At 61.8% G+C, this 18,991-nt stretch carries 17 protein-coding genes; 8 read left to right on the top strand and 9 right to left on the bottom strand.

Features of this window, described 5'->3' with window-relative positions; genetic code table 11:
- Window positions 1–62 precede the first annotated feature (62 nt).
- Genes yidC through rpmH form a run of 4 tightly spaced genes read right to left on the bottom strand, consistent with a single transcriptional unit; the run spans window position 63 to window position 2,538 of the window.
- A complete protein-coding gene (gene yidC / locus CAG31_RS07025) occupies window positions 63–1,745 on the bottom strand; it encodes a membrane protein insertase YidC (RefSeq protein ID WP_085579272.1) in 1,683 nt (560 codons plus the stop codon).
- Between the two features lie 2 nt (window positions 1,746–1,747).
- A complete protein-coding gene (yidD, locus tag CAG31_RS07030) occupies window positions 1,748–1,993 on the bottom strand; it encodes a membrane protein insertion efficiency factor YidD (protein ID WP_085579274.1) in 246 nt (81 codons plus the stop codon).
- Window positions 1,986–2,387 carry a ribonuclease P protein component gene (gene rnpA / locus CAG31_RS07035; RefSeq protein ID WP_170929990.1) on the bottom strand — a complete coding sequence of 134 codons (402 nt, stop codon included), beginning with the start codon at window positions 2,385–2,387 and terminating at the stop codon, window positions 1,986–1,988. Before rnpA ends, yidD begins: the two co-directional genes overlap by 8 nt.
- A gap of 16 nt (window positions 2,388–2,403) precedes the next feature.
- Window positions 2,404–2,538 (bottom strand): 50S ribosomal protein L34, encoded by a 135-nt coding sequence (gene rpmH / locus CAG31_RS07040; protein WP_013793569.1) that lies wholly within the window; start codon window positions 2,536–2,538, stop codon window positions 2,404–2,406.
- A 565-nt stretch (window positions 2,539–3,103) separates the two neighbouring features.
- Here rpmH and dnaA point away from each other — a divergent pair.
- From dnaA to dinD, 5 genes are all read left to right on the top strand, one after another.
- Window positions 3,104–4,627: a chromosomal replication initiator protein DnaA gene (gene dnaA, locus CAG31_RS07045; RefSeq protein WP_085579278.1), complete on the top strand. Its 1,524-nt coding sequence runs from the start codon at window positions 3,104–3,106 to the stop codon at window positions 4,625–4,627.
- Window positions 4,628–4,666: 39 nt separating this feature from the next.
- Window positions 4,667–5,770 carry a DNA polymerase III subunit beta gene (gene dnaN / locus CAG31_RS07050; protein ID WP_085579280.1) on the top strand — a complete coding sequence of 368 codons (1,104 nt, stop codon included), beginning with the start codon at window positions 4,667–4,669 and terminating at the stop codon, window positions 5,768–5,770.
- A 14-nt stretch (window positions 5,771–5,784) separates the two neighbouring features.
- Window positions 5,785–6,888: a DNA replication/repair protein RecF gene (recF, locus tag CAG31_RS07055; RefSeq protein ID WP_085579282.1), complete on the top strand. Its 1,104-nt coding sequence runs from the start codon at window positions 5,785–5,787 to the stop codon at window positions 6,886–6,888.
- A 5-nt stretch (window positions 6,889–6,893) separates the two neighbouring features.
- The gene (gyrB, locus tag CAG31_RS07060; protein ID WP_085579284.1) at window positions 6,894–9,311 is read left to right on the top strand and encodes a DNA topoisomerase (ATP-hydrolyzing) subunit B; all 2,418 of its coding nucleotides are present in this window, start codon (window positions 6,894–6,896) and stop codon (window positions 9,309–9,311) included.
- A gap of 221 nt (window positions 9,312–9,532) precedes the next feature.
- Window positions 9,533–10,369 carry a DNA damage-inducible protein D gene (gene dinD, locus CAG31_RS07065; RefSeq protein ID WP_085579286.1) on the top strand — a complete coding sequence of 279 codons (837 nt, stop codon included), beginning with the start codon at window positions 9,533–9,535 and terminating at the stop codon, window positions 10,367–10,369.
- 22 nt (window positions 10,370–10,391) lie between these two features.
- Here dinD and CAG31_RS07070 read toward each other — a convergent pair whose 3' ends face one another.
- The gene (locus CAG31_RS07070) at window positions 10,392–11,102 is read right to left on the bottom strand and encodes a response regulator transcription factor (RefSeq protein WP_085579288.1); all 711 of its coding nucleotides are present in this window, start codon (window positions 11,100–11,102) and stop codon (window positions 10,392–10,394) included.
- A gap of 153 nt (window positions 11,103–11,255) precedes the next feature.
- Here CAG31_RS07070 and CAG31_RS07075 point away from each other — a divergent pair, with 153 nt between their 5' ends.
- Window positions 11,256–12,797 carry a HAMP domain-containing sensor histidine kinase gene (locus tag CAG31_RS07075; protein ID WP_085579290.1) on the top strand — a complete coding sequence of 514 codons (1,542 nt, stop codon included), beginning with the start codon at window positions 11,256–11,258 and terminating at the stop codon, window positions 12,795–12,797.
- Window positions 12,798–12,954: 157 nt separating this feature from the next.
- On the opposite strand, the gene CAG31_RS07080 is transcribed toward CAG31_RS07075, so the two are convergent.
- From CAG31_RS07080 to glyQ, 4 genes are all read right to left on the bottom strand, one after another.
- Window positions 12,955–13,725 (bottom strand): 1-acyl-sn-glycerol-3-phosphate acyltransferase, encoded by a 771-nt coding sequence (locus tag CAG31_RS07080; protein ID WP_085579292.1) that lies wholly within the window; start codon window positions 13,723–13,725, stop codon window positions 12,955–12,957.
- An 82-nt stretch (window positions 13,726–13,807) separates the two neighbouring features.
- The gene (gene gmhB, locus CAG31_RS07085; RefSeq protein WP_170929991.1) at window positions 13,808–14,347 is read right to left on the bottom strand and encodes a D-glycero-beta-D-manno-heptose 1,7-bisphosphate 7-phosphatase; all 540 of its coding nucleotides are present in this window, start codon (window positions 14,345–14,347) and stop codon (window positions 13,808–13,810) included.
- A gap of 4 nt (window positions 14,348–14,351) precedes the next feature.
- Window positions 14,352–16,406: a glycine--tRNA ligase subunit beta gene (gene glyS, locus CAG31_RS07090; RefSeq protein WP_085579296.1), complete on the bottom strand. Its 2,055-nt coding sequence runs from the start codon at window positions 16,404–16,406 to the stop codon at window positions 14,352–14,354.
- Window positions 16,403–17,356, bottom strand: a complete 954-nt coding sequence (gene glyQ, locus CAG31_RS07095) for a glycine--tRNA ligase subunit alpha (protein ID WP_022641565.1) — start codon at window positions 17,354–17,356, stop codon at window positions 16,403–16,405. Before glyQ ends, glyS begins: the two co-directional genes overlap by 4 nt.
- Window positions 17,357–17,437: 81 nt before the next feature.
- Here glyQ and CAG31_RS07100 point away from each other — a divergent pair, with 81 nt between their 5' ends.
- Entirely contained in the window at window positions 17,438–17,995 is a 558-nt protein-coding gene (locus CAG31_RS07100; protein WP_085579298.1) for a DNA-3-methyladenine glycosylase I, read from the top strand.
- A 40-nt stretch (window positions 17,996–18,035) separates the two neighbouring features.
- Complete coding sequence (locus CAG31_RS07105) at window positions 18,036–18,923, top strand: lysophospholipid acyltransferase (RefSeq protein ID WP_085579300.1); 888 nt, start codon at window positions 18,036–18,038, stop codon at window positions 18,921–18,923.
- Window positions 18,924–18,991 lie beyond the last annotated feature (68 nt).

Here is an 18,991-nt window from a genome sequence, read left to right on the forward strand (position 1 = left end):
AAAGTGGCAGATAGCAAAACGCCCCACTAGGGGGCGTTTTGAGTGGTTATCCACAGAGTAAGTTACGCCTCGGCTTTTTTCGTCGCCGATTCGATCTTACGCGTGATGTACCACTGTTGGGCAATCGACAGGCAGTTGTTCACAACCCAGTACAGCACCAGACCGGCCGGGAACCACAGGAAGAAGAAGGTGAAGATGATCGGCATCATTTTCATCACCTTGGCCTGCATCGGATCCGGCGGCGTCGGGTTCAGCTTCTGCTGGATGAACATGGTGGCGCCCATGATGATCGGCAGGATGAAGAACGGATCCTTGATCGACAGGTCGGTGATCCACAGCATGAACGGCGCCTGGCGCATTTCCACGCTTTCGAGCAGTACCCAGTACAGCGAGAGGAAGACCGGCATCTGCACCAGGATCGGCAGGCAGCCGCCCAGCGGGTTGATCTTCTCTTTCTTGTACAGCTCCATCATGGCTTGCGACATTTTCTGCCGGTCGTCGCCATGCTGTTCCTTCAGTGCAGCCAGTTTCGGCGCCACGGCGCGCATGCGGGCCATGGACTTGTAGCTGGCGGCCGACAGCGGGAAGAACAGACCCTTGATCAGCATGGTCAGGAAGATGATCGACCAGCCCCAGTTGCCGACGATGCTGTGGATATGTTGCAGCAGCCAGAAGATCGGCTGGGCGATGAACCACAGGATGCCGTAGTCGACGGTCAGTTCCAGGCCTGGGGACAACTCTTTCAGGACCGCCTGGCTCTTTGGACCTGCGTACAGCACGGCGCTGGTTTCGACCTTGGCGCCTGGCGCAGCGGTCAATGTGGAGCCGGTGTAGCCGATGATGTAGTTGCCTTTGCTGTCCTTGCGGGTCTGGACGATGTTGCTTTCGCCCTTCGGAGCCACCCACGCGGTCACGAAGTAGTGCTGCAGCCAGGCGACCCAACCACCGTTGACGGTTTCCTTGAGCTGACCTTTGTCCATGTCCTTCATGGACACTTTCTTGTACGGCTCGGAACTTGTCCACAGGGCGGCGCCCAGGTAGGTCGCGGTGCCGGTGGCGGTTGTGGACGACGGATCGGCGCTGGCGTCACGCTTGAGCTGGGCGAACATCGCGCCAGTCCAGGGTTGTGCGCTCTGGTTGTCGATCAGGTAGGAAACGGTCACGTCGTACAGGCCGCGCTTCAGGGTGAAACGCTTGATGTAGTTGACGCCGTCCTTGCTGAACTTCAGGTCGACGACCAGTTGGTCCTGGCCGTCGGCCAGTTGATAAGTCTTCTTCTCCGACGCGTACAGCGGACGGCCGGCCGGGTTCGCGTCCGGGCCGTTGGTGCCGATCAGGCCGCTTTGCGCCAGGTAGATGCGCTCGCCGCCGTTGTCGAACAGCTGGAACGGCACGTCCGGACGGTCCTGGCGACGCGGATACAGTGGCAGGGTCAGTTGAGCGACGTCACCGCCCTGTGGATCGATCGCCAGATCGAGCACGTCGGTCTTGATCTGGATCAGGTCCTTGCTGACGGCGACCGGCGCTTCGGCGGGCGCGTTGCTGTCGCTCGCGGCGTGCGGAATGTCGTCGTTGGCGGAGGCGTTATTGCCGGTTGCGGTGTCCGGCAAGCCAGATGTGGTCGTGCTCGAGGCAACATTCTGAGTCGGCAGGGCAGTTTGACCGTAGTCCTGGTTCCATTTAAGGACCATGACGTAGGACACGATTGCCAGGGCGACGATCAGGACCGTGCGTTTGATATCCATGATTACTCGGCCATCGAAGAAGAACGGGAGGTAGGGACAGGTGGAACCGGGTCATAACCACCGGGATTCCACGGATGACAGCGACCTAAACGACGAAAGGTCAGCCAGCCACCGCGCAGAAGGCCATGATTTTCGATGGCTTCGTACGCGTAGCAAGAACAGCTGGGGTAAAAACGACAGTGACTGGCCATCAGCGGACTAATGGCATAGCGATAGAACCGGATCGGAACGAGCGCCAGTTTACGCATCTGGACTGTCAGCCCCCACAGTTTCGGTTTTGGCTGGAGATGCCGGCTTGTTGCGCGCCAGGCGTTTCCAGAGCTTGCCGAAATGTTGGATCAATTCGGGGTTTTCAACATCGCCCAAACCTTTGCGCGCGACGATGACGATGTCCCAGCCGACCAGTGAATCCTGGTTCAGACGGAACGACTCGCGCATCAGGCGTTTGAGGCGATTGCGCTCGACGGAGAGCTTTACGCTCTTTTTCCCGATGACCAGCCCGAGGCGGGGGTGATCGAGATCGTTGTTGCGCGCAAGGAGCAGGAGATTTTTCCCCGGAACCTTGCCGGTAGGGGAGTCAAAGACTGCCTTGAAGTGCCGGGGTGTAAGCAGACGCTTTTCCCGACTGAAGTCCTGACTCACCTCCAGTACCGGGATATCAAACGGTCAGACGCGCACGGCCTTTGGCGCGGCGACGCGACAGGACGGCACGACCGTTCTTGGTGGCCATGCGAGCACGGAAACCGTGGGTACGAGCGCGTTTGATAGTGCTTGGTTGGAAAGTACGTTTCATGTCGTGTTACCTGGTTCGTCCACAACGGCCGGAATGGCCCCTGTTTTAAGAGACCGGGGATTCTAGAGAAAGCAAGTCCTCAGGTCAATTTCCAACCAACGTTTCCTTATGGACAGATCGTCCTCGGCCTTCTGGCTTGAGAACCCGCTGGCAAACATAAAAATAAAGAAGCGAAGAATTTAAAGCTTTTCTGTAAAGCTTGTTAAAGCTAGTGTGGCCTTCCTTTGTGGATAACTACTCTGAGGCCTTATTCCATCTGATGTACAGAGAATGACAACTAGGCTGGAAAACCGTGGTCAGCCTGTGCCGCGAGGCCGGAAAACCTGTGTGTGCAATGGATGGTTATCCACAGGCCGGTTATCCACGCGCTTTTGCCCCCAGTTGTCCAGTGCCCTCATCGGCGGTTATCCACAGAGCTCCCTGGAGCACCGTCGGTCGCCTTTTTCCCGGTTAACGCATTGATAATTCGCCTCCATCGGGTCACCTGCGTGTGGATAAGTGGACGGCTGGCCGCTACAATGGCCGCTTGTTTTTGCCTTACCGGCTTTCAACTTAGGGGATCTCCGTGTCAGTGGAACTTTGGCAGCAGTGCGTGGAGCTTTTGCGCGAAGAGCTGCCTGCCCAGCAATTCAACACTTGGATCCGTCCACTGCAGGTCGAAGCCGAAGGCGACGAGTTGCGCGTCTATGCGCCCAACCGTTTTGTTCTGGACTGGGTCAACGAAAAGTACCTGGGACGCGTCCTCGAGCTGCTGGATGAGCACGGCAACGGCATGGCGCCGGCGCTTTCCTTATTAATAGGCAGCAAACGCAGCTCGGCCCCCCGCGCCGCGCCGAACGCCCCGTTGGCGGCCGCAGCGGCACAGGCCCAGGTGAATGCGGCGCCTGCCGCGCCCGCACCGGCCCCGGTGGCAGCGCCGGCCAAGCGTGCTGCGCAGAAGGCCGAAGCCGAAGAAGTCATCGAGGAGCCGTCGCGCGACAGTTTCGATCCGATGGCCGGCGCCGCTTCCCAGCAGGCCCCGGTGCGCACCGAACAGCGCACCGTGCAGGTCGAGGGCGCCCTCAAGCACACCAGCTACCTGAACCGCACCTTCACCTTCGAGAACTTCGTCGAAGGCAAGTCCAACCAGCTCGCCCGTGCGGCGGCCTGGCAGGTGGCGGACAACCCCAAGCACGGTTACAACCCGCTGTTCCTGTACGGCGGCGTCGGCCTGGGTAAGACCCACTTGATGCACGCGGTGGGCAACCACCTGTTGAAGAAGAACCCGAACGCCAAGGTCGTGTACCTGCATTCCGAGCGTTTCGTGGCCGACATGGTCAAGGCGCTGCAACTGAACGCGATCAACGAGTTCAAGCGGTTCTACCGCTCGGTGGACGCCCTGCTCATCGACGACATCCAGTTCTTCGCCCGCAAGGAACGCTCCCAGGAGGAATTTTTCCACACCTTCAACGCCTTGCTTGAAGGTGGCCAGCAGGTGATCCTCACCAGCGACCGCTATCCGAAGGAGATCGAAGGCCTCGAAGAGCGCCTGAAGTCCCGTTTCGGCTGGGGCCTGACCGTGGCGGTCGAGCCTCCGGAACTGGAGACCCGCGTCGCGATCCTGATGAAGAAGGCCGACCAGGCCAAGGTCGAGCTGCCCCACGATGCGGCGTTCTTCATCGCCCAGCGCATCCGTTCCAACGTCCGTGAGCTCGAAGGCGCGCTCAAGCGCGTGATCGCCCACTCGCACTTCATGGGCCGCGAGATCACCATCGAGCTGATCCGCGAATCCCTCAAGGATCTGTTGGCGCTGCAGGACAAGCTGGTCTCTGTGGATAACATTCAGCGCACCGTCGCCGAGTACTACAAGATCAAGATCTCCGATCTGCTGTCCAAGCGCCGTTCGCGCTCGGTGGCGCGCCCGCGTCAGGTCGCCATGGCGTTGTCCAAGGAACTGACCAACCACAGCCTGCCGGAAATCGGCGATGTGTTCGGCGGCCGCGACCACACCACCGTTCTGCACGCCTGCCGCAAGATCAACGAACTTAAGGAATCCGACGCGGACATCCGCGAGGACTACAAGAACCTGCTGCGTACACTGACCACTTGATGAACGCCAGCGCAGCTTATTGAGGCAAGGGACTAGACCATGCATTTCACCATTCAACGCGAAGCCCTGTTGAAACCCCTGCAACTGGTCGCAGGTGTCGTCGAACGCCGACAGACCTTGCCGGTGCTGTCCAACGTGCTGCTGGTCGTCGACGGCCAGCAGCTGTCGCTGACCGGCACGGACCTTGAAGTCGAGCTGGTCGGCCGCGTGCAGCTCGAAGAGCCTGCGGAAACCGGCTCCATCACCGTGCCTGCGCGCAAGCTGATGGACATCTGCAAGAGCCTGCCGAACGACGCGCTGATCGACATCAAGGTCGACGAGCAGAAACTGGTGGTGAAGGCCGGCCGCAGCCGCTTCACCCTGTCGACCCTGCCGGCCAACGATTTCCCGACCGTGGAAGAAGGCCCGGGCTCGCTGACCACCAGCCTTGAGCAAAGCAAGCTGCGTCGCCTGATCGAGCGCACCAGCTTCGCCATGGCCCAGCAGGACGTGCGCTACTACCTCAACGGCATGCTGCTGGAAGTGTCCACCGGCGTGATCCGCGCCGTGGCCACCGACGGTCACCGCCTGGCGATGTGCTCGATGCAGGCCGACATCGGCCAGCAGGACCGCCACCAGGTGATCGTGCCGCGCAAAGGCATCCTGGAACTGGCGCGCCTGCTCACCGAGCCGGACGGCAACGTCAGCATCGTGCTGGGCCAGCACCACATCCGCGCGACCACCGGCGAATTCACCTTCACCTCGAAACTGGTGGACGGCAAGTTCCCGGACTACGAGCGCGTCCTGCCCAAGGGTGGCGACAAGCTGGTGCTGGGCGACCGCCAGGCCCTGCGTGAGGCGTTCAGCCGTACCGCGATCCTGTCCAACGAGAAGTACCGCGGTATCCGTCTGCAACTGGCCAGCGGCCAGCTGAAGATCCAGGCCAACAACCCGGAGCAGGAAGAGGCGGAAGAAGAAGTGGGCGTGGAATACAACGGCAGCTCGCTGGAGATCGGCTTCAACGTCAGCTATCTGCTGGACGTGCTGGGCGTGATGACCACCGAGCAGGTTCGCCTGATCCTGTCCGACTCCAACAGCAGTGCGCTGGTGCAGGAATCCGACAACGACGATTCGGCTTACGTTGTCATGCCGATGCGTCTGTAATCAGCGCCAACTAGATGTCGCTCAGTCGCGTCTCGGTCACCGCGGTGCGCAATCTGCACCCGGTGACCTTCTCCCCCTCTCCCCGCATCAACATCCTTTACGGCGCCAACGGCAGCGGCAAAACCAGTGTCCTGGAAGCCATTCACCTGCTGGGGCTTGCCCGTTCGTTTCGCAGCACGCGGCTGTTGCCGGTCATTCAGCACGAACAGCTCAGCTGCACCGTGTTCGGCCAGGTCGAGCTGGCCGAAGGCGGACACAGCGCGCTGGGGATATCCCGCGACCGCCAGGGTGAGTTCCAGATCCGCATCGACGGGCAGAACGCCCGCAGCGCTGCGCAACTGGCGGAAATCCTGCCGCTGCAGTTGATCAACCCGGACAGTTTTCGCCTTCTGGAAGGCGCGCCGAAGATCCGCCGGCAGTTTCTGGACTGGGGCGTGTTCCACGTCGAACCGCGGTTCATGGCCACTTGGCAGCGTTTGCAGAAGGCCTTGCGCCAGAGAAACTCCTGGCTGCGGCATGGTACACTTGACGCCGTTTCGCAAGCGGTTTGGGACAGGGAACTGTGCCAGGCCAGCGCTGAAATCGATGAATACCGCCGCGCTTACATCAAAGCCTTGAAACCGGTCTTTGAACAGACCTTGAGCGAACTGGTTGAGCTCGAGGGTTTGACGCTCAGCTATTACCGGGGCTGGGACAAGGATCGGGAACTGAGCGCCGTGCTTGCCGGCTCCCTGCAACGGGATCAGCAGATGGGCCATACCCAGGCCGGGCCGCAACGCGCTGACCTGCGCCTTCGATTGGGTGCGCACAACGCCGCGGACATCTTGTCCCGGGGGCAGCAGAAGCTGGTGGTCTGCGCCTTGCGGATCGCCCAGGGGCACCTGGTGAGCCAGGCCCGTCGCGGGCAGTGTATTTATCTGGTGGATGACTTGCCGTCCGAGCTGGACGAGCAGCACCGCCGTGCGCTGTGCCGCTTGCTGGAAGACTTACGCTGCCAGGTCTTTATCACCTGTGTAGACCACGAATTTTTGAGGGAAGGCTGGCAGACGGAAACGCCAGTCGCTCTGTTCCACGTGGAACAGGGCCGTATCACCCAGACCCACGACCATCGGGAGTGAAGGCATTGAGCGAAGAAAATACGTACGACTCATCGAGCATTAAAGTGCTGAAAGGCCTGGATGCCGTGCGCAAACGTCCCGGTATGTACATTGGTGACACCGACGATGGCAGCGGTCTGCACCACATGGTGTTCGAGGTGGTCGACAACTCGATCGACGAAGCCCTCGCCGGCCATTGCGACGACATCGCCGTCATCATCCACCCAGATGAATCCATCACCGTGCGCGACAACGGTCGCGGCATCCCGGTGGATGTGCACAAGGAGGAAGGCGTTTCCGCCGCCGAGGTCATCATGACCGTCCTCCACGCCGGCGGTAAGTTCGACGACAACTCCTACAAGGTCTCCGGCGGCCTGCACGGTGTAGGTGTGTCGGTGGTGAACGCCCTGTCCGAAGAGCTGGTGCTGACCGTTCGCCGCAGCGGCAAGATCTGGGAGCAGACCTACGTGCACGGCGTGCCTCAGGCGCCGATGGCGATCGTGGGCGACAGCGAAACCACCGGTACCCAGATCCACTTCAAGGCTTCCAAGGAAACCTTCAAGAACATCCACTTCAGCTGGGACATCCTGGCCAAGCGCATTCGCGAACTGTCGTTCCTCAACTCCGGCGTCGGCATCGTCCTCAAGGACGAGCGCAGCGGCAAAGAGGAGCTGTTCAAGTACGAAGGCGGCCTGCGCGCATTCGTTGAATACCTGAACACCAACAAGACCGCGGTCAACCAGGTGTTCCACTTCAACATCCAGCGTGAGGACGGCATCGGCGTCGAAATCGCCCTGCAGTGGAACGACAGCTTCAACGAAAACCTTCTGTGCTTCACCAACAATATTCCGCAGCGCGACGGCGGCACCCACCTGGTGGGCTTCCGTTCCGCGCTGACCCGTAACCTGAACAACTACATCGAGCAGGAAGGCCTGGCCAAGAAGCACAAGGTCGCCACCACCGGTGACGACGCCCGTGAAGGCCTGACCGCAATCATCTCGGTGAAGGTGCCGGATCCGAAGTTCAGTTCCCAGACCAAGGACAAGCTGGTCTCTTCCGAAGTGAAGACCGCGGTCGAACAGGAAATGGGCAAGTACTTCTCCGACTTCCTGCTGGAGAACCCGAACGAAGCCAAGCTGGTCGTCGGCAAGATGCTCGACGCGGCCCGTGCCCGTGAAGCGGCGCGCAAGGCCCGTGAGATGACCCGCCGCAAAGGCGCGCTGGACATCGCCGGCCTGCCGGGCAAATTGGCCGACTGCCAGGAAAAGGATCCTGCGCTGTCCGAACTGTACCTCGTGGAAGGTGACTCCGCGGGCGGCTCTGCCAAGCAGGGGCGCAACCGCAAGACCCAGGCCATCCTGCCGCTCAAGGGCAAGATCCTGAACGTCGAGAAGGCCCGCTTCGACAAGATGATCTCGTCCCAGGAAGTGGGCACGCTGATCACCGCGCTTGGCTGCGGCATCGGCCGCGAAGAGTACAACATCGAAAAGCTGCGTTATCACAACATCATCATCATGACCGATGCTGACGTCGACGGTTCGCACATCCGCACCCTGCTGCTGACCTTCTTCTTCCGTCAGTTGCCTGAGCTGATCGAGCGCGGCTACATCTACATCGCCCAGCCGCCGCTGTACAAGGTCAAGAAGGGCAAGCAGGAGCAGTACATCAAGGACGACGACGCCATGGAAGAGTACATGACGCAGTCGGCCCTGGAAGACGCCAGCCTGCACCTGGACGAAGACGCCCCGGGCATTTCCGGCGAAGCGCTGGAGCGCCTGGTGAACGACTTCCGCATGGTGATGAAGACCCTCAAGCGCCTGTCGCGCCTGTACCCGCAGGAGCTGACCGAGCACTTCATCTACCTGCCGGCGGTGAGCCTGGAGATGCTGGGCAACCACGCCGCCATGCAGGAATGGCTGGCCAAGTACGAAGTGCGCCTGCGCACCGTCGAGAAGTCCGGCCTGGTCTACAAGGCCAGCCTGCGCGAAGACCGCGAGCGTGGCGTGTGGCTGCCGGAGGTCGAGCAGATCTCCCACGGCCTGTCGAACTACGTCACCTTCAACCGCGACTTCTTCGGCAGCAACGACTACAAGACCGTCGTTTCCCTCGGCGCCCAGCTGAGCACCCTGCTGGACGAGGGCGCGTACATCCAGCGCGGCGAACGCAAGAAGCCGGTCACCGAGTTCAAGGAAGCCCTGGACTGGCTGATGGCCGAAAGCACCAAGCGCCACACCATCCAGCGATACAAAGGTCTGGGTGAGATGAACCCGGATCAGCTGTGGGAAACCACCATGGACCCGACCGTGCGCCGCATGCTGAAAGTGACCATCGAAGATGCCATCGCCGCGGACCAGATCTTCAACACCCTGATGGGTGATGCGGTCGAGCCTCGTCGTGACTTCATCGAGAGCAATGCCCTGTCGGTGGCGAACCTGGATTTCTGATCTAGACGCGGTCTACGGCCAACAAATGAACAGCCCGGTGAGTCTTGGATTCACCGGGCTGTTCACATTTTGAATCAGTACAGGTTCCTCTGGAAACCGTATGTCCCCGCCCGACAATGTGTGCAGTTGTTAATACGCCATTGATCAGTCGATGTATCAGTGCGAGTCTCACGTGAGTTTTGAGCTGAGTCTGTTCCGGCTCTCCATGGGAGGATTGACCTTTGAGTGAGCAACACCAGTCTTTTGAGGAGATCAGGCATCTATCCGATGAGGATGGGGAATACTGGTCTGCACGAGAGCTTGCTCCCCTCTTGGAGTACCGGGAGTGGCGGAACTTCGAAAACGTCATCGGCAAAGCGGTACAGGCTTGCGAGCTCAGTCATCATCCAGTCGGCAACCATTTTGTTGAAACCACCAAAATGGTTTCTTTAGGGTCAGGGGCTCAGCGGGAGCTGAAGGATTTTCACCTTTCTCGCTATGCCTGCTATCTGACTGTCCAGAATGGCGATCCTGCGAAATCTGTCATCGCGGCGGGACAGACCTATTTCGCGGTTCAGACAAGACGCCAAGAACTCTCAGACGATGCCTCCTTTCAGGCGTTGAGGGATGATCAGAAGCGTTTGCTGCTGCGTAACGAGTTACGAGAACACAACAAGCAATTAGTTGAAGCTGCGCAGCAGGCTGGGGTCGAATCGGGTCTCGATTTCGCTGTCTTCCAGAATCATGGTTATCAGGGGCTTTATGGCGGCCTCGATCAAAGGGCCATTCATCAGCGGAAAGGTTTGAAAAAAAGTCAGAGAATACTGGATCACATGGGGTCGACCGAACTGGCCGCCAATCTGTTCCGTGCCACCCAGGCTGAGGAAAAGCTGCGTCGCGATAAGGTGCAAGGTAAGCAGCAGGCCAATCAGGTGCATCTGGAGGTTGGCAGAAAGGTACGGGAAACCATCGCTGACTTGGGTGGAACCATGCCTGAGGAACTTCCCGTACCGAAAAAGAGCATCCAACAAATCGAAGCAGCCGCGAAAAAGCTCCGTGGCAACTCCTCCGAAGAGTGAATGCTCACGGGTGCACTGGTGACTAAGTCCCCACACTCTCCAACCGATACCCATACCCATAGATCGTCAATAACTGCCAACCCCGGTCCGCCGTCAGCCCCAGCTTGTTGCGCAGGCGATAGATGTGGGTGTCCAGCGGTCGTGAAGACGACATTTCCTCATGGGGCCAGAAGCGTTCGTACAGGTAGTCCCGGGACAGCGGCCGGCCGAGGTTGCTGAACAGGCAGCGGGCCAGGCGGTATTCGCGTTCGGTCATGGCGATCGGTCTGCCGTCGCGGGTGACGGTCAGTTCGCCGTCGTCGAACACCAGATCGTTGAAGTGCAGCACTTCGCCGGCGGCCGGGCGTTGTTGGGCGTGGCGGCGCAGCACGGCCGACACCCGGGCTTTCAGTTCATTGGGACGGAACGGCTTGCTGACGTAGTCGTCGGCCCCGGCATTGAGCGCCTGGACGATGTCGTTTTCGCCGTCGCGGCTGGTGAGCATGATGGCGGCCGGCGGCGCTTCCATGTGCTCGCGGGTCCAGCGCAGCAATGACAGGCCGGTGAGGTCCGGCAGTTGCCAGTCGAGGATCAGCAGGTCGAAGGTTTCCCGGCGCAGTTGCCGCAGCAGCTCTTCGCCCCTCTCGAAGCTGTGCAGCGACCAGGGCTGTTCGCCGTTCTCGGCCATTTGCTGCAGGGTCTGCTCGACCCGGCGCAGTTCGGCCGGTTCGTCGTCCAGTATCGCAACGCGCATACGCGATCATTCCTTTTCGTTGGGCGGTGGGTCGGGACTGCAAAAGTCGGCGGCCCGGTGTTCCGGCGTCCGCTATGATTCCTTGAAATCATTCAGACACGCCCTCAGACCTTTGGCCGATGAAACCATTCAACCCGCCCTGCCCCGTTCCCCATGAATAACCCGCGCCGGCATGAAAGTCGGGTGCCGAGCCAAGTGCAGAGGCTGTTTCGGCGACTGGTGCGTGAGTGGTTGTGGATAAGTCTAGTGCTATTGCCGCTGACTGCGCTGCTGTCGTGGCGTTCGCAAATCAACCTGGATGACCCCTCGCCCGTCATGGGCGCGCTGCTGTCGGTGGCGCTGGTGACGAGCGTGCTGGGCTTGCTGCTGTGGCGTCCGCGCCTGGCGCTGTGGCTGACCTTGATCGGCATGGCCTGCGCGCTGCTGGCCAGCGTCGGGCTGGCGGAACTGCGCCATTGGTGGTCGCCGACGCCGGCGGTGCTGGGCATGCTGTTCGGTTATCTGATCTGGAACTGGCGGCGCCTGAGCGTGGTGCTGACGTACTTCGGCTGGGAGCTGGCGCGACTGGACAGCGAACCGAAGGTGTTCCCTGAGCGCCGCCGCGCCCGGTTTCAGGGCGCCGACCGTCTGCAGGGGCAGATCATGGCGCTGGAACAGGCCATGAGCCGCACCCGCGATACCCGACGTTTCATTGCCGATGGCCTGGAATACCTGCCGGTGGCCACCCTGATCAGCGATCCTCATGGCCAGATTCTGCTGGGCAACCGCAATGCGCGGAACCTGTTCGGCAGCGACCTGGTGGGGGACGACGTGCTCGATCAACTGGCCCGCCTCGGCTACCCGGAGCTGGACCAAGTGCCACGCCCGCTGCTGTCTGCCCTGCCCCTGCTGGAGTTCCGCGACCGCAAGGAACGCAGCCTGCGGCTGGAACGGGCGGCGTTGCTGCCGGTGGACGGCGACATGCCGATCGGCTGGCTGCTGAGCCTGACTGACCTCAGCGCCGAGCGTGCGGCGGAAGAGCAGCGCAGCGTGCTGTTGCGGTTTCTCTCCCACGATCTGCGCGCCCCGCATTCGGCGATCCTCGCCCTGCTGGACGTGCACCGGCACCAGGCCGGCGCGGACTCGCCCTTGTTCGAGCAGATCGAGCGCCAGGTGCGGCGGGCGCTGGATCTCACCGATGGCTTCGTGCTGCTGGCCCGCGCCGAATCCCAGGCCTATCAGTTCCAGCCGAGCCTGTTCGCGATGCTGGTGCTGGACGTGCTGGATCAGGCCCTGCCCATCGCCCAGCAAAAGCGCATCGAATTGCTTCACGACATAGACGAGCCTGCCCAGGAGCGCTTGGTCATGGCCGATCAGGGCCTGCTGACCCGGGCCCTGTTCAACTTGCTGGAGAACGCGATCAAGTACAGCGATCCGGGAACGGCAGTGCGCCTGCGGATCCGTTGTCACGAAGACTGGTTGTGCATCGAACTGACGGATCAGGGCAAGGGCATCGCCGCCGGGGAACTGCCTGAACTGTTCAGCCAGTACCGGCGTTTTTCCTCTGCCCAGGGCATCGACGGCGTCGGGTTGGGGCTTTCGATGGTCAAGGCGGTGGTGGATCACCACGGCGGGCGGATCGAGTGCCTGAGCGTGGTCGGTCAAGGCACTACGTTCCGTCTGGAGCTGCCGCTGTTGGCGGAAGAGCACGCATAAAAAAACCGGCTATATCAGCCGGTTCCTTTGCGCCCGGAAAAACTTATGCACCATTTCCGGGGTTTTATGAGCTTGGGAAATATATAAGTAAATCAACCAGTTAAAACTTGAATCCGCCACTTTTCAACGAACTCGTACACAGGTTATCCACAAAATCTCAGACCGTGGCCTCACCATTGGCGACAGGCGCCGGCGGCAGCGAGCCCATATCCCGTTGGGCCTGCTCGTTCCAGGCCTGGACCCGGTCGTTCAGCTCGGCGATGGCCCGAGGTCCTGCGCCTTCGGCGTACATCGGCTGACCGATGACCACGGTGATGACGCCCTGTTTCTTGCCCCAGCCGGTCTTGGGCCAGAACTTGCCGGCGTTGTGGGCGACCGGCAGCACCGGCAGCGACGCGTTCACCGCCAGGGCAGAACCGCCCCGTGAGAACTTGCCCATGGTGCCGTAGGGAACGCGGGTGCCTTCAGGGAAGATCAGTACCCACACGTTGTCCTTGAGCAGTTCGTCGCCCTTGGCCGCCACATGCTTGAGCGCGGCTTTCGGGTTGTCGCGGTCGATGGCGATGGGGCGCAGCATGGCCATCGCCCAGCCGAAGAACGGCACGTACAGCAGTTCGCGCTTGAGCACCTGGCTCAAGGGCTGGAAATAGGCGGAGAGAAAGAACGTCTCCCAGGTGCTCTGGTGGTTCGACTGAATCACGCAGGGCCGGTCAGGCACGTTTTCCGCGCCTTTGACTTCGTAGCGGATGCCGAGGAATACCTTGCTCAGCCACAAGGCGCAGCGGCACCAGTACACGTTGATGAAGCGATAGCGCGCCTTGAACGGCAGAAAGGGCGCGATGAAAAAGCTCAGGCTGCACCACAGCAGGGAACTGGTGCCCAGCAGCAGGTAAAAGAGAGCAATTCTGATGGCCTGCAGTATCGACATGGCGACGTTTACCGTTACGGGCGATGCCCGACTGTTCAAGCGCACTCCCGATCAATCCTTGGTCAGGAACGTCAGAAGCACTCTAGTTGTGGATAAGTTCTGCGGCAATCGCCGCCAGATCGTCAAAAATCAAGGTGCCGACCGGCAAGTTTTTGGCTTGGGTCTTTTCGCCCTTTCCGGTCTTCACCAGAACAGGCTGTGAATCGACGGCTTTGGCGGCCTCCAGGTCACCAAGGCTGTCGCCCACGAACCACACGCCGGCCAGGGGCACGCCGTAATGCTGCGCAACGGCCTTGAGCATGCCGGGTTTGGGTTTGCGGCAATCGCAGCCCTCGTCCGGCCCGTGCGGGCAATGCACGATCAGCCCGACTTCGCCGCCCTGCTCGGCCACGAGCGCGCGCAGGCGCGCGTGCATGGCCTCCAGGGTGGCGAGGTCGTAGTAGCCGCGGGCAATGCCCGACTGGTTGGTGGCCACCGCCACCGTCCAGCCGGCCTTGCTCAACTGCGCGATCGCTTCGATCGAGCCGGGCAACGGAATCCACTCCTCCACCGACTTGATGTAAGCGTCGGAGTCGTAATTGATCACTCCGTCCCGATCGAGAATCAGCAGTTTCAACGGCAATACCTCAACCCAGCAGCGAAATGTCGGCGACGCCGAGGAACAGGTTACGCAGGCGCGCCAGCAGCGCGTAGCGGTTGGCCCGTACGTTGGCGTCGTCGGCATTGACCATCACGGCCTCGAAGAACGCGTCCACCGGCTCGCGCAGGGCGGCCAGGCGCGCCAGCGATTCGCTGTACTGGCGCGAAGCGGCCATCGGCTGCACGGCCTGGTCGGCCTGCTGGATGGCGGAGTACAGGGAGAACTCGTTGGCGTTGTCGAAGTACTTGGCCTCGACCACGGTCGGCACCGAGCCTTCCACCTTGCTCAGCAGGTTCGACACACGTTTGTTCACCGCCGCCAGCGCCGCCGCTTCCGGCAGTTTGCGGAAGGACTGCACCGCTTGCACGCGCTGGTCGAAGTCCAGCGCCGAACCCGGCTTCAGGGCACGCACCGACAGGTAGGTGGCGACATCCACGCCTTCGTCTTCGTAACGGGCACGCAGACGGTCGAAGATGAACTCCAGCACCGAGTCGGCCAGCCCTGCCGCCTTGACCTTGGCGCCGAAGCCGTTCACCGCGAAGGCCACGGCATCGTTCAGGTCCAGGTCCAGTTGCTTCTCGATCAGAATCCGCAGCACGCCCAGGGCCGCACGGCGCAGGGCATACGGGTCCTTGCTGCCGGTCGGCAGCATGCCGATGCCGAAGATGCCGACCAGGGTGTCGAGCTTGTCGGCGATTGCCACGGCTGCACCGGTCAGGGTGGCCGGCAGTTCGGCGCCGGCGCCGCGCGGCATGTACTGCTCGTTCAGCGCCAGGGCGACGTCTTGCGGCTCGCCGTCATTGAGGGCGTAGTAGTAGCCGGCCACGCCTTGCATTTCCGGGAACTCGCCGACCATTTCGGTGGCCAGGTCGCATTTGGACAGCAAGCCTGCGCGGGCCGCCCACGACGCGTTGCCGCCGATGCGCGCAGCGATGTAGGCCGCCAGCTTGGAAACGCGTTCGGCCTTGTCGTAGACGCTGCCGAGCTTTTCCTGGAAAACCACGTTCTGCAGACGGTCGTTGAACGCTTCGAGCTTCTGCTTCTTGTCCTGCTTGAAGAAGAACTCGGCGTCGGTCAGGCGCGGGCGAACCACTTTCTCGTTGCCGGCGATGATCTGCTGCGCATCGGTGCTCTCGATGTTGGCCACGGTGATGAAGCGCGGCAGCAGCTTGCCGTCGGCGTCCAGCAGGCAGAAGTACTTCTGGTTGTCCTGCATGGTGGTGATCAGGGCTTCTTGCGGCACATCGAGGAAACGCTCCTCGAACGAGCACACCAGCGGCACCGGCCATTCGACCAGCGCGGTCACTTCGTCGAGCAGCGCCGGCGGCACGATCGCGGTGCCTTCCTGGCGGGTGGCCAGCTCTTCGGTGCGCTTGCTGATGATCTCGCGGCGCTCGTTGGCGTCGGCCAGCACGTAGGCGGCGCGCAGGTCGGCCAGGTAGCTCGACGGCGAGCCGATGCGCACGTTTTCCGGATGGTGGAAACGGTGGCCGCGGGACTCACGGCCGGCCTTCTGGGCCAGGATGGTGCAGTCGATGACCTGGTCGCCGAGCAGCATCACCAGCCATTGGGTCGGACGCACGAACTCTTCCTTGCGCGCAGCCCAACGCATGCGTTTGGGGATCGGCAGGTCGTTCAGCGAGTCTTCGACGATGGTCGGCAGCAGGCTGGCGGTCGGCTTGCCGGCGATGTTCTGGCTGTAGCGCAGCTTCGGACCGCTCTGGTCGATTTCGCTCAGCTCCACGCCGCACTTCTTGGCGAAGCCCAGGGCGGCCTGGGTCGGATTGCCTTCGGCGTCGAAGGCGGCCTGGCGCGGCGGGCCGTCGAGGTTGATGCTGCGGTCCGGCTGCTGGGTGTCCAGCGCGGAAATCAGCACGGCCAAACGGCGCGGCGCGGCGTAGACGGCCTTACCCCGGTAGTTCAGGCCGGCGGCCTGCAGGCCTTTCTCGATGCCGGCCAAAAACGCTTCGGCCAGGGTGTTCAGGGCTTTGGGTGGCAGTTCTTCGGTGCCCAGTTCAACCAGAAAATCTTGAGCACTCATTGTGCAGCCTCCAGCTTGGCCAGTACTTCGTCACGCAGGTCCGGGGTCGCCATCGGGAAGCCCAGCTTGGCGCGGGCCAGCAGGTAGGCTTGGGCGACGGAACGCGCCAGGGTGCGCACGCGCAGGATGTATTGCTGACGCGCGGTCACCGAGATCGCCCGGCGCGCATCCAGCAGGTTGAAGGTGTGCGAAGCCTTCAGCACCATTTCGTAGCTCGGCAGCGGCAGCGGCTGGTCGAGTTCGATCAGGCGCTTGGCTTCGCTTTCGTAGAAGTCGAACAGTTCGAACAGCTTGTCGACGTTGGCGTGCTCGAAGTTGTAGGTGGACTGTTCCACCTCGTTCTGGTGGAACACGTCGCCGTAGGTCACCTTGCCGAACGGGCCGTCGGCCCAGACCAGGTCGTAGACCGAGTCCACGCCTTGCAGGTACATGGCCAGGCGCTCAAGGCCGTAGGTGATTTCGCCGGTCACCGGGTAGCACTCGATGCCGCCCGCCTGCTGGAAGTAGGTGAACTGGGTCACTTCCATGCCGTTGAGCCAGACTTCCCAGCCCAGGCCCCAGGCGCCGAGGGTCGGCGATTCCCAGTTGTCTTCGACGAAACGGATGTCGTGCACCAGCGGGTCGAGGCCCACGTGCTTGAGGGAGCCCAGGTACAGCTCCTGGAAGTTTTCCGGGTTCGGCTTCAGCACCACCTGGAACTGGTAGTAGTGCTGCAGGCGGTTCGGGTTCTCGCCGTAGCGGCCGTCAGTCGGGCGGCGGCTTGGCTGCACGTAGGCGGCGTTCCAGGTTTCGGGACCGATGGCGCGCAGGAATGTAGCGGTGTGGAAAGTGCCGGCGCCTACTTCCATATCGTAGGGCTGAAGTACCACACAACCTTGCTCGGCCCAGTACTGCTGGAGCGCGAGGATCAAGTCTTGGAAGGTACGCACGGCTGGCGTAGGCTGGCTCACGAAATTCACCTGTTTCTTGGGCTGCGATTTAAAGAGCGGGAGTATACCCGATTCAGTCGCGCCACCACCCCCTGGAGCCTTATGCCACGCTGCTTTTGGTGCACCGAAGATCCGCTGTACATGGCTTACCACGATCAGGAGTGGGGAACGCCGCTGCGCGAGGCGCAGGGATTGTTCGAGTTGCTTTTGCTCGAAGGGTTCCAGGCCGGGCTGTCGTGGATCACCGTGCTGCGCAAGCGCGAACGCTACCGCCAGGTGCTGTTCGGCTTCGACGCGCAGCGGGTGGCGCAGATGAGCGACGCGTACATCGCCGAGCTGATGCTCGATCCGGGCATCATCCGCAATCGCCTCAAGCTCGAGGCCGCCCGGCGCAACGCCCGGGCCTGGCTGGCGCTGGAGGATCCGGCGGGGTTCCTCTGGTCGTTCGTCGACGGCGAGCCGGTGGTCAACCATTTCAAGGACCGCAGCGAGGTTCCCGCCATCACCCCGCAGGCCGAGGCCATGAGCAAAGGCCTGAAGAAGGCCGGCTTCACCTTCGTCGGCCCGACCATCTGCTACGCGCTGATGCAGGCCTCGGGCATGGTCATGGACCACACCCGGGACTGCGACCGCTACGCGCAGCTCGCCAACGCCGGTTAGAATGGCCGCCTCGCGCACAGCACAAGATCAGGAGTGACCTGTGGATAAGTTTAAAGGCGCCTTGCTGGTAGGCGCTCTGCGGCTGTTTGCCCTGCTTCCGTGGCGGGCCGTGCAGGCCGTGGGTTCGGCGATCGGCTGGATCATGTGGAAAACCCCTAACCGCTCCCGCGACGTGGTGCGGATCAACCTGGCCAAGTGTTTTCCCGCAATGGATCCGGCCGAGCGCGAGCGCCTGGTCGGCCAGAGCCTGAAGGACATCGGCAAGTCCCTGACCGAAAGCGCCTGCGCCTGGATCTGGCCGGCCCGGCGCTCCATCGAACTGGTGCGTGAAGTCGAAGGCCTGGACATCCTCAAGGACGCCTTGGCGTCCGGCAAGGGCGTGGTCGGCATCACCAGCCACCTGGGCAACTGGGAAGTGCTCAACCACTTCTACTGCAGCCAGTGCAAACCGATCATCTTCTACCGCCCGCCGAAGCTCAAGGCGGTGGACGAATTACTGCGCAAGCAGCGGGTGCAGTTGGGCAACCGCGTCGCCGCCTCCACCAAGGAAGGCATCCTCAGCGTCATCAAGGAAGTGCGCAAAGGCGGTGCAGTGGGCATCCCTGCCGACCCGGAACCGGCCGAATCCGCCGGGATCTTCGTGCCGTTCTTCGCCACCCAGGCCCTGACCAGCAAGTTCGTGCCGAACATGCTGGCCGGCGGCAAGGCGGTCGGCGTGTTCCTGCACGCCCTGCGGCTGCCCGACGGCTCCGGCTACAAGGTGATCCTCGAAGCCGCGCCCGAAGCCATGTACAGCACCGACACCGAGGTGTCCTGCGCGGCCATGAGCCAGGTGGTCGAGCGTTACGTCGCGGCCTACCCCAGCCAGTACATGTGGAGCATGAAACGCTTCAAGAAACGTCCGCCGGGCGAGGCCCGCTGGTATTGAGTCGATTGGCACGATCTGTGGATAACCTTCTTGGGCAAGGTTATCCACAACCGTTCATTCAAGGGCGC

The sequence above is a fragment of the Pseudomonas sp. R25(2017) genome (assembly GCF_002112565.1).
Lineage (GTDB): Bacteria > Pseudomonadota > Gammaproteobacteria > Pseudomonadales > Pseudomonadaceae > Aquipseudomonas > Aquipseudomonas ekonensis.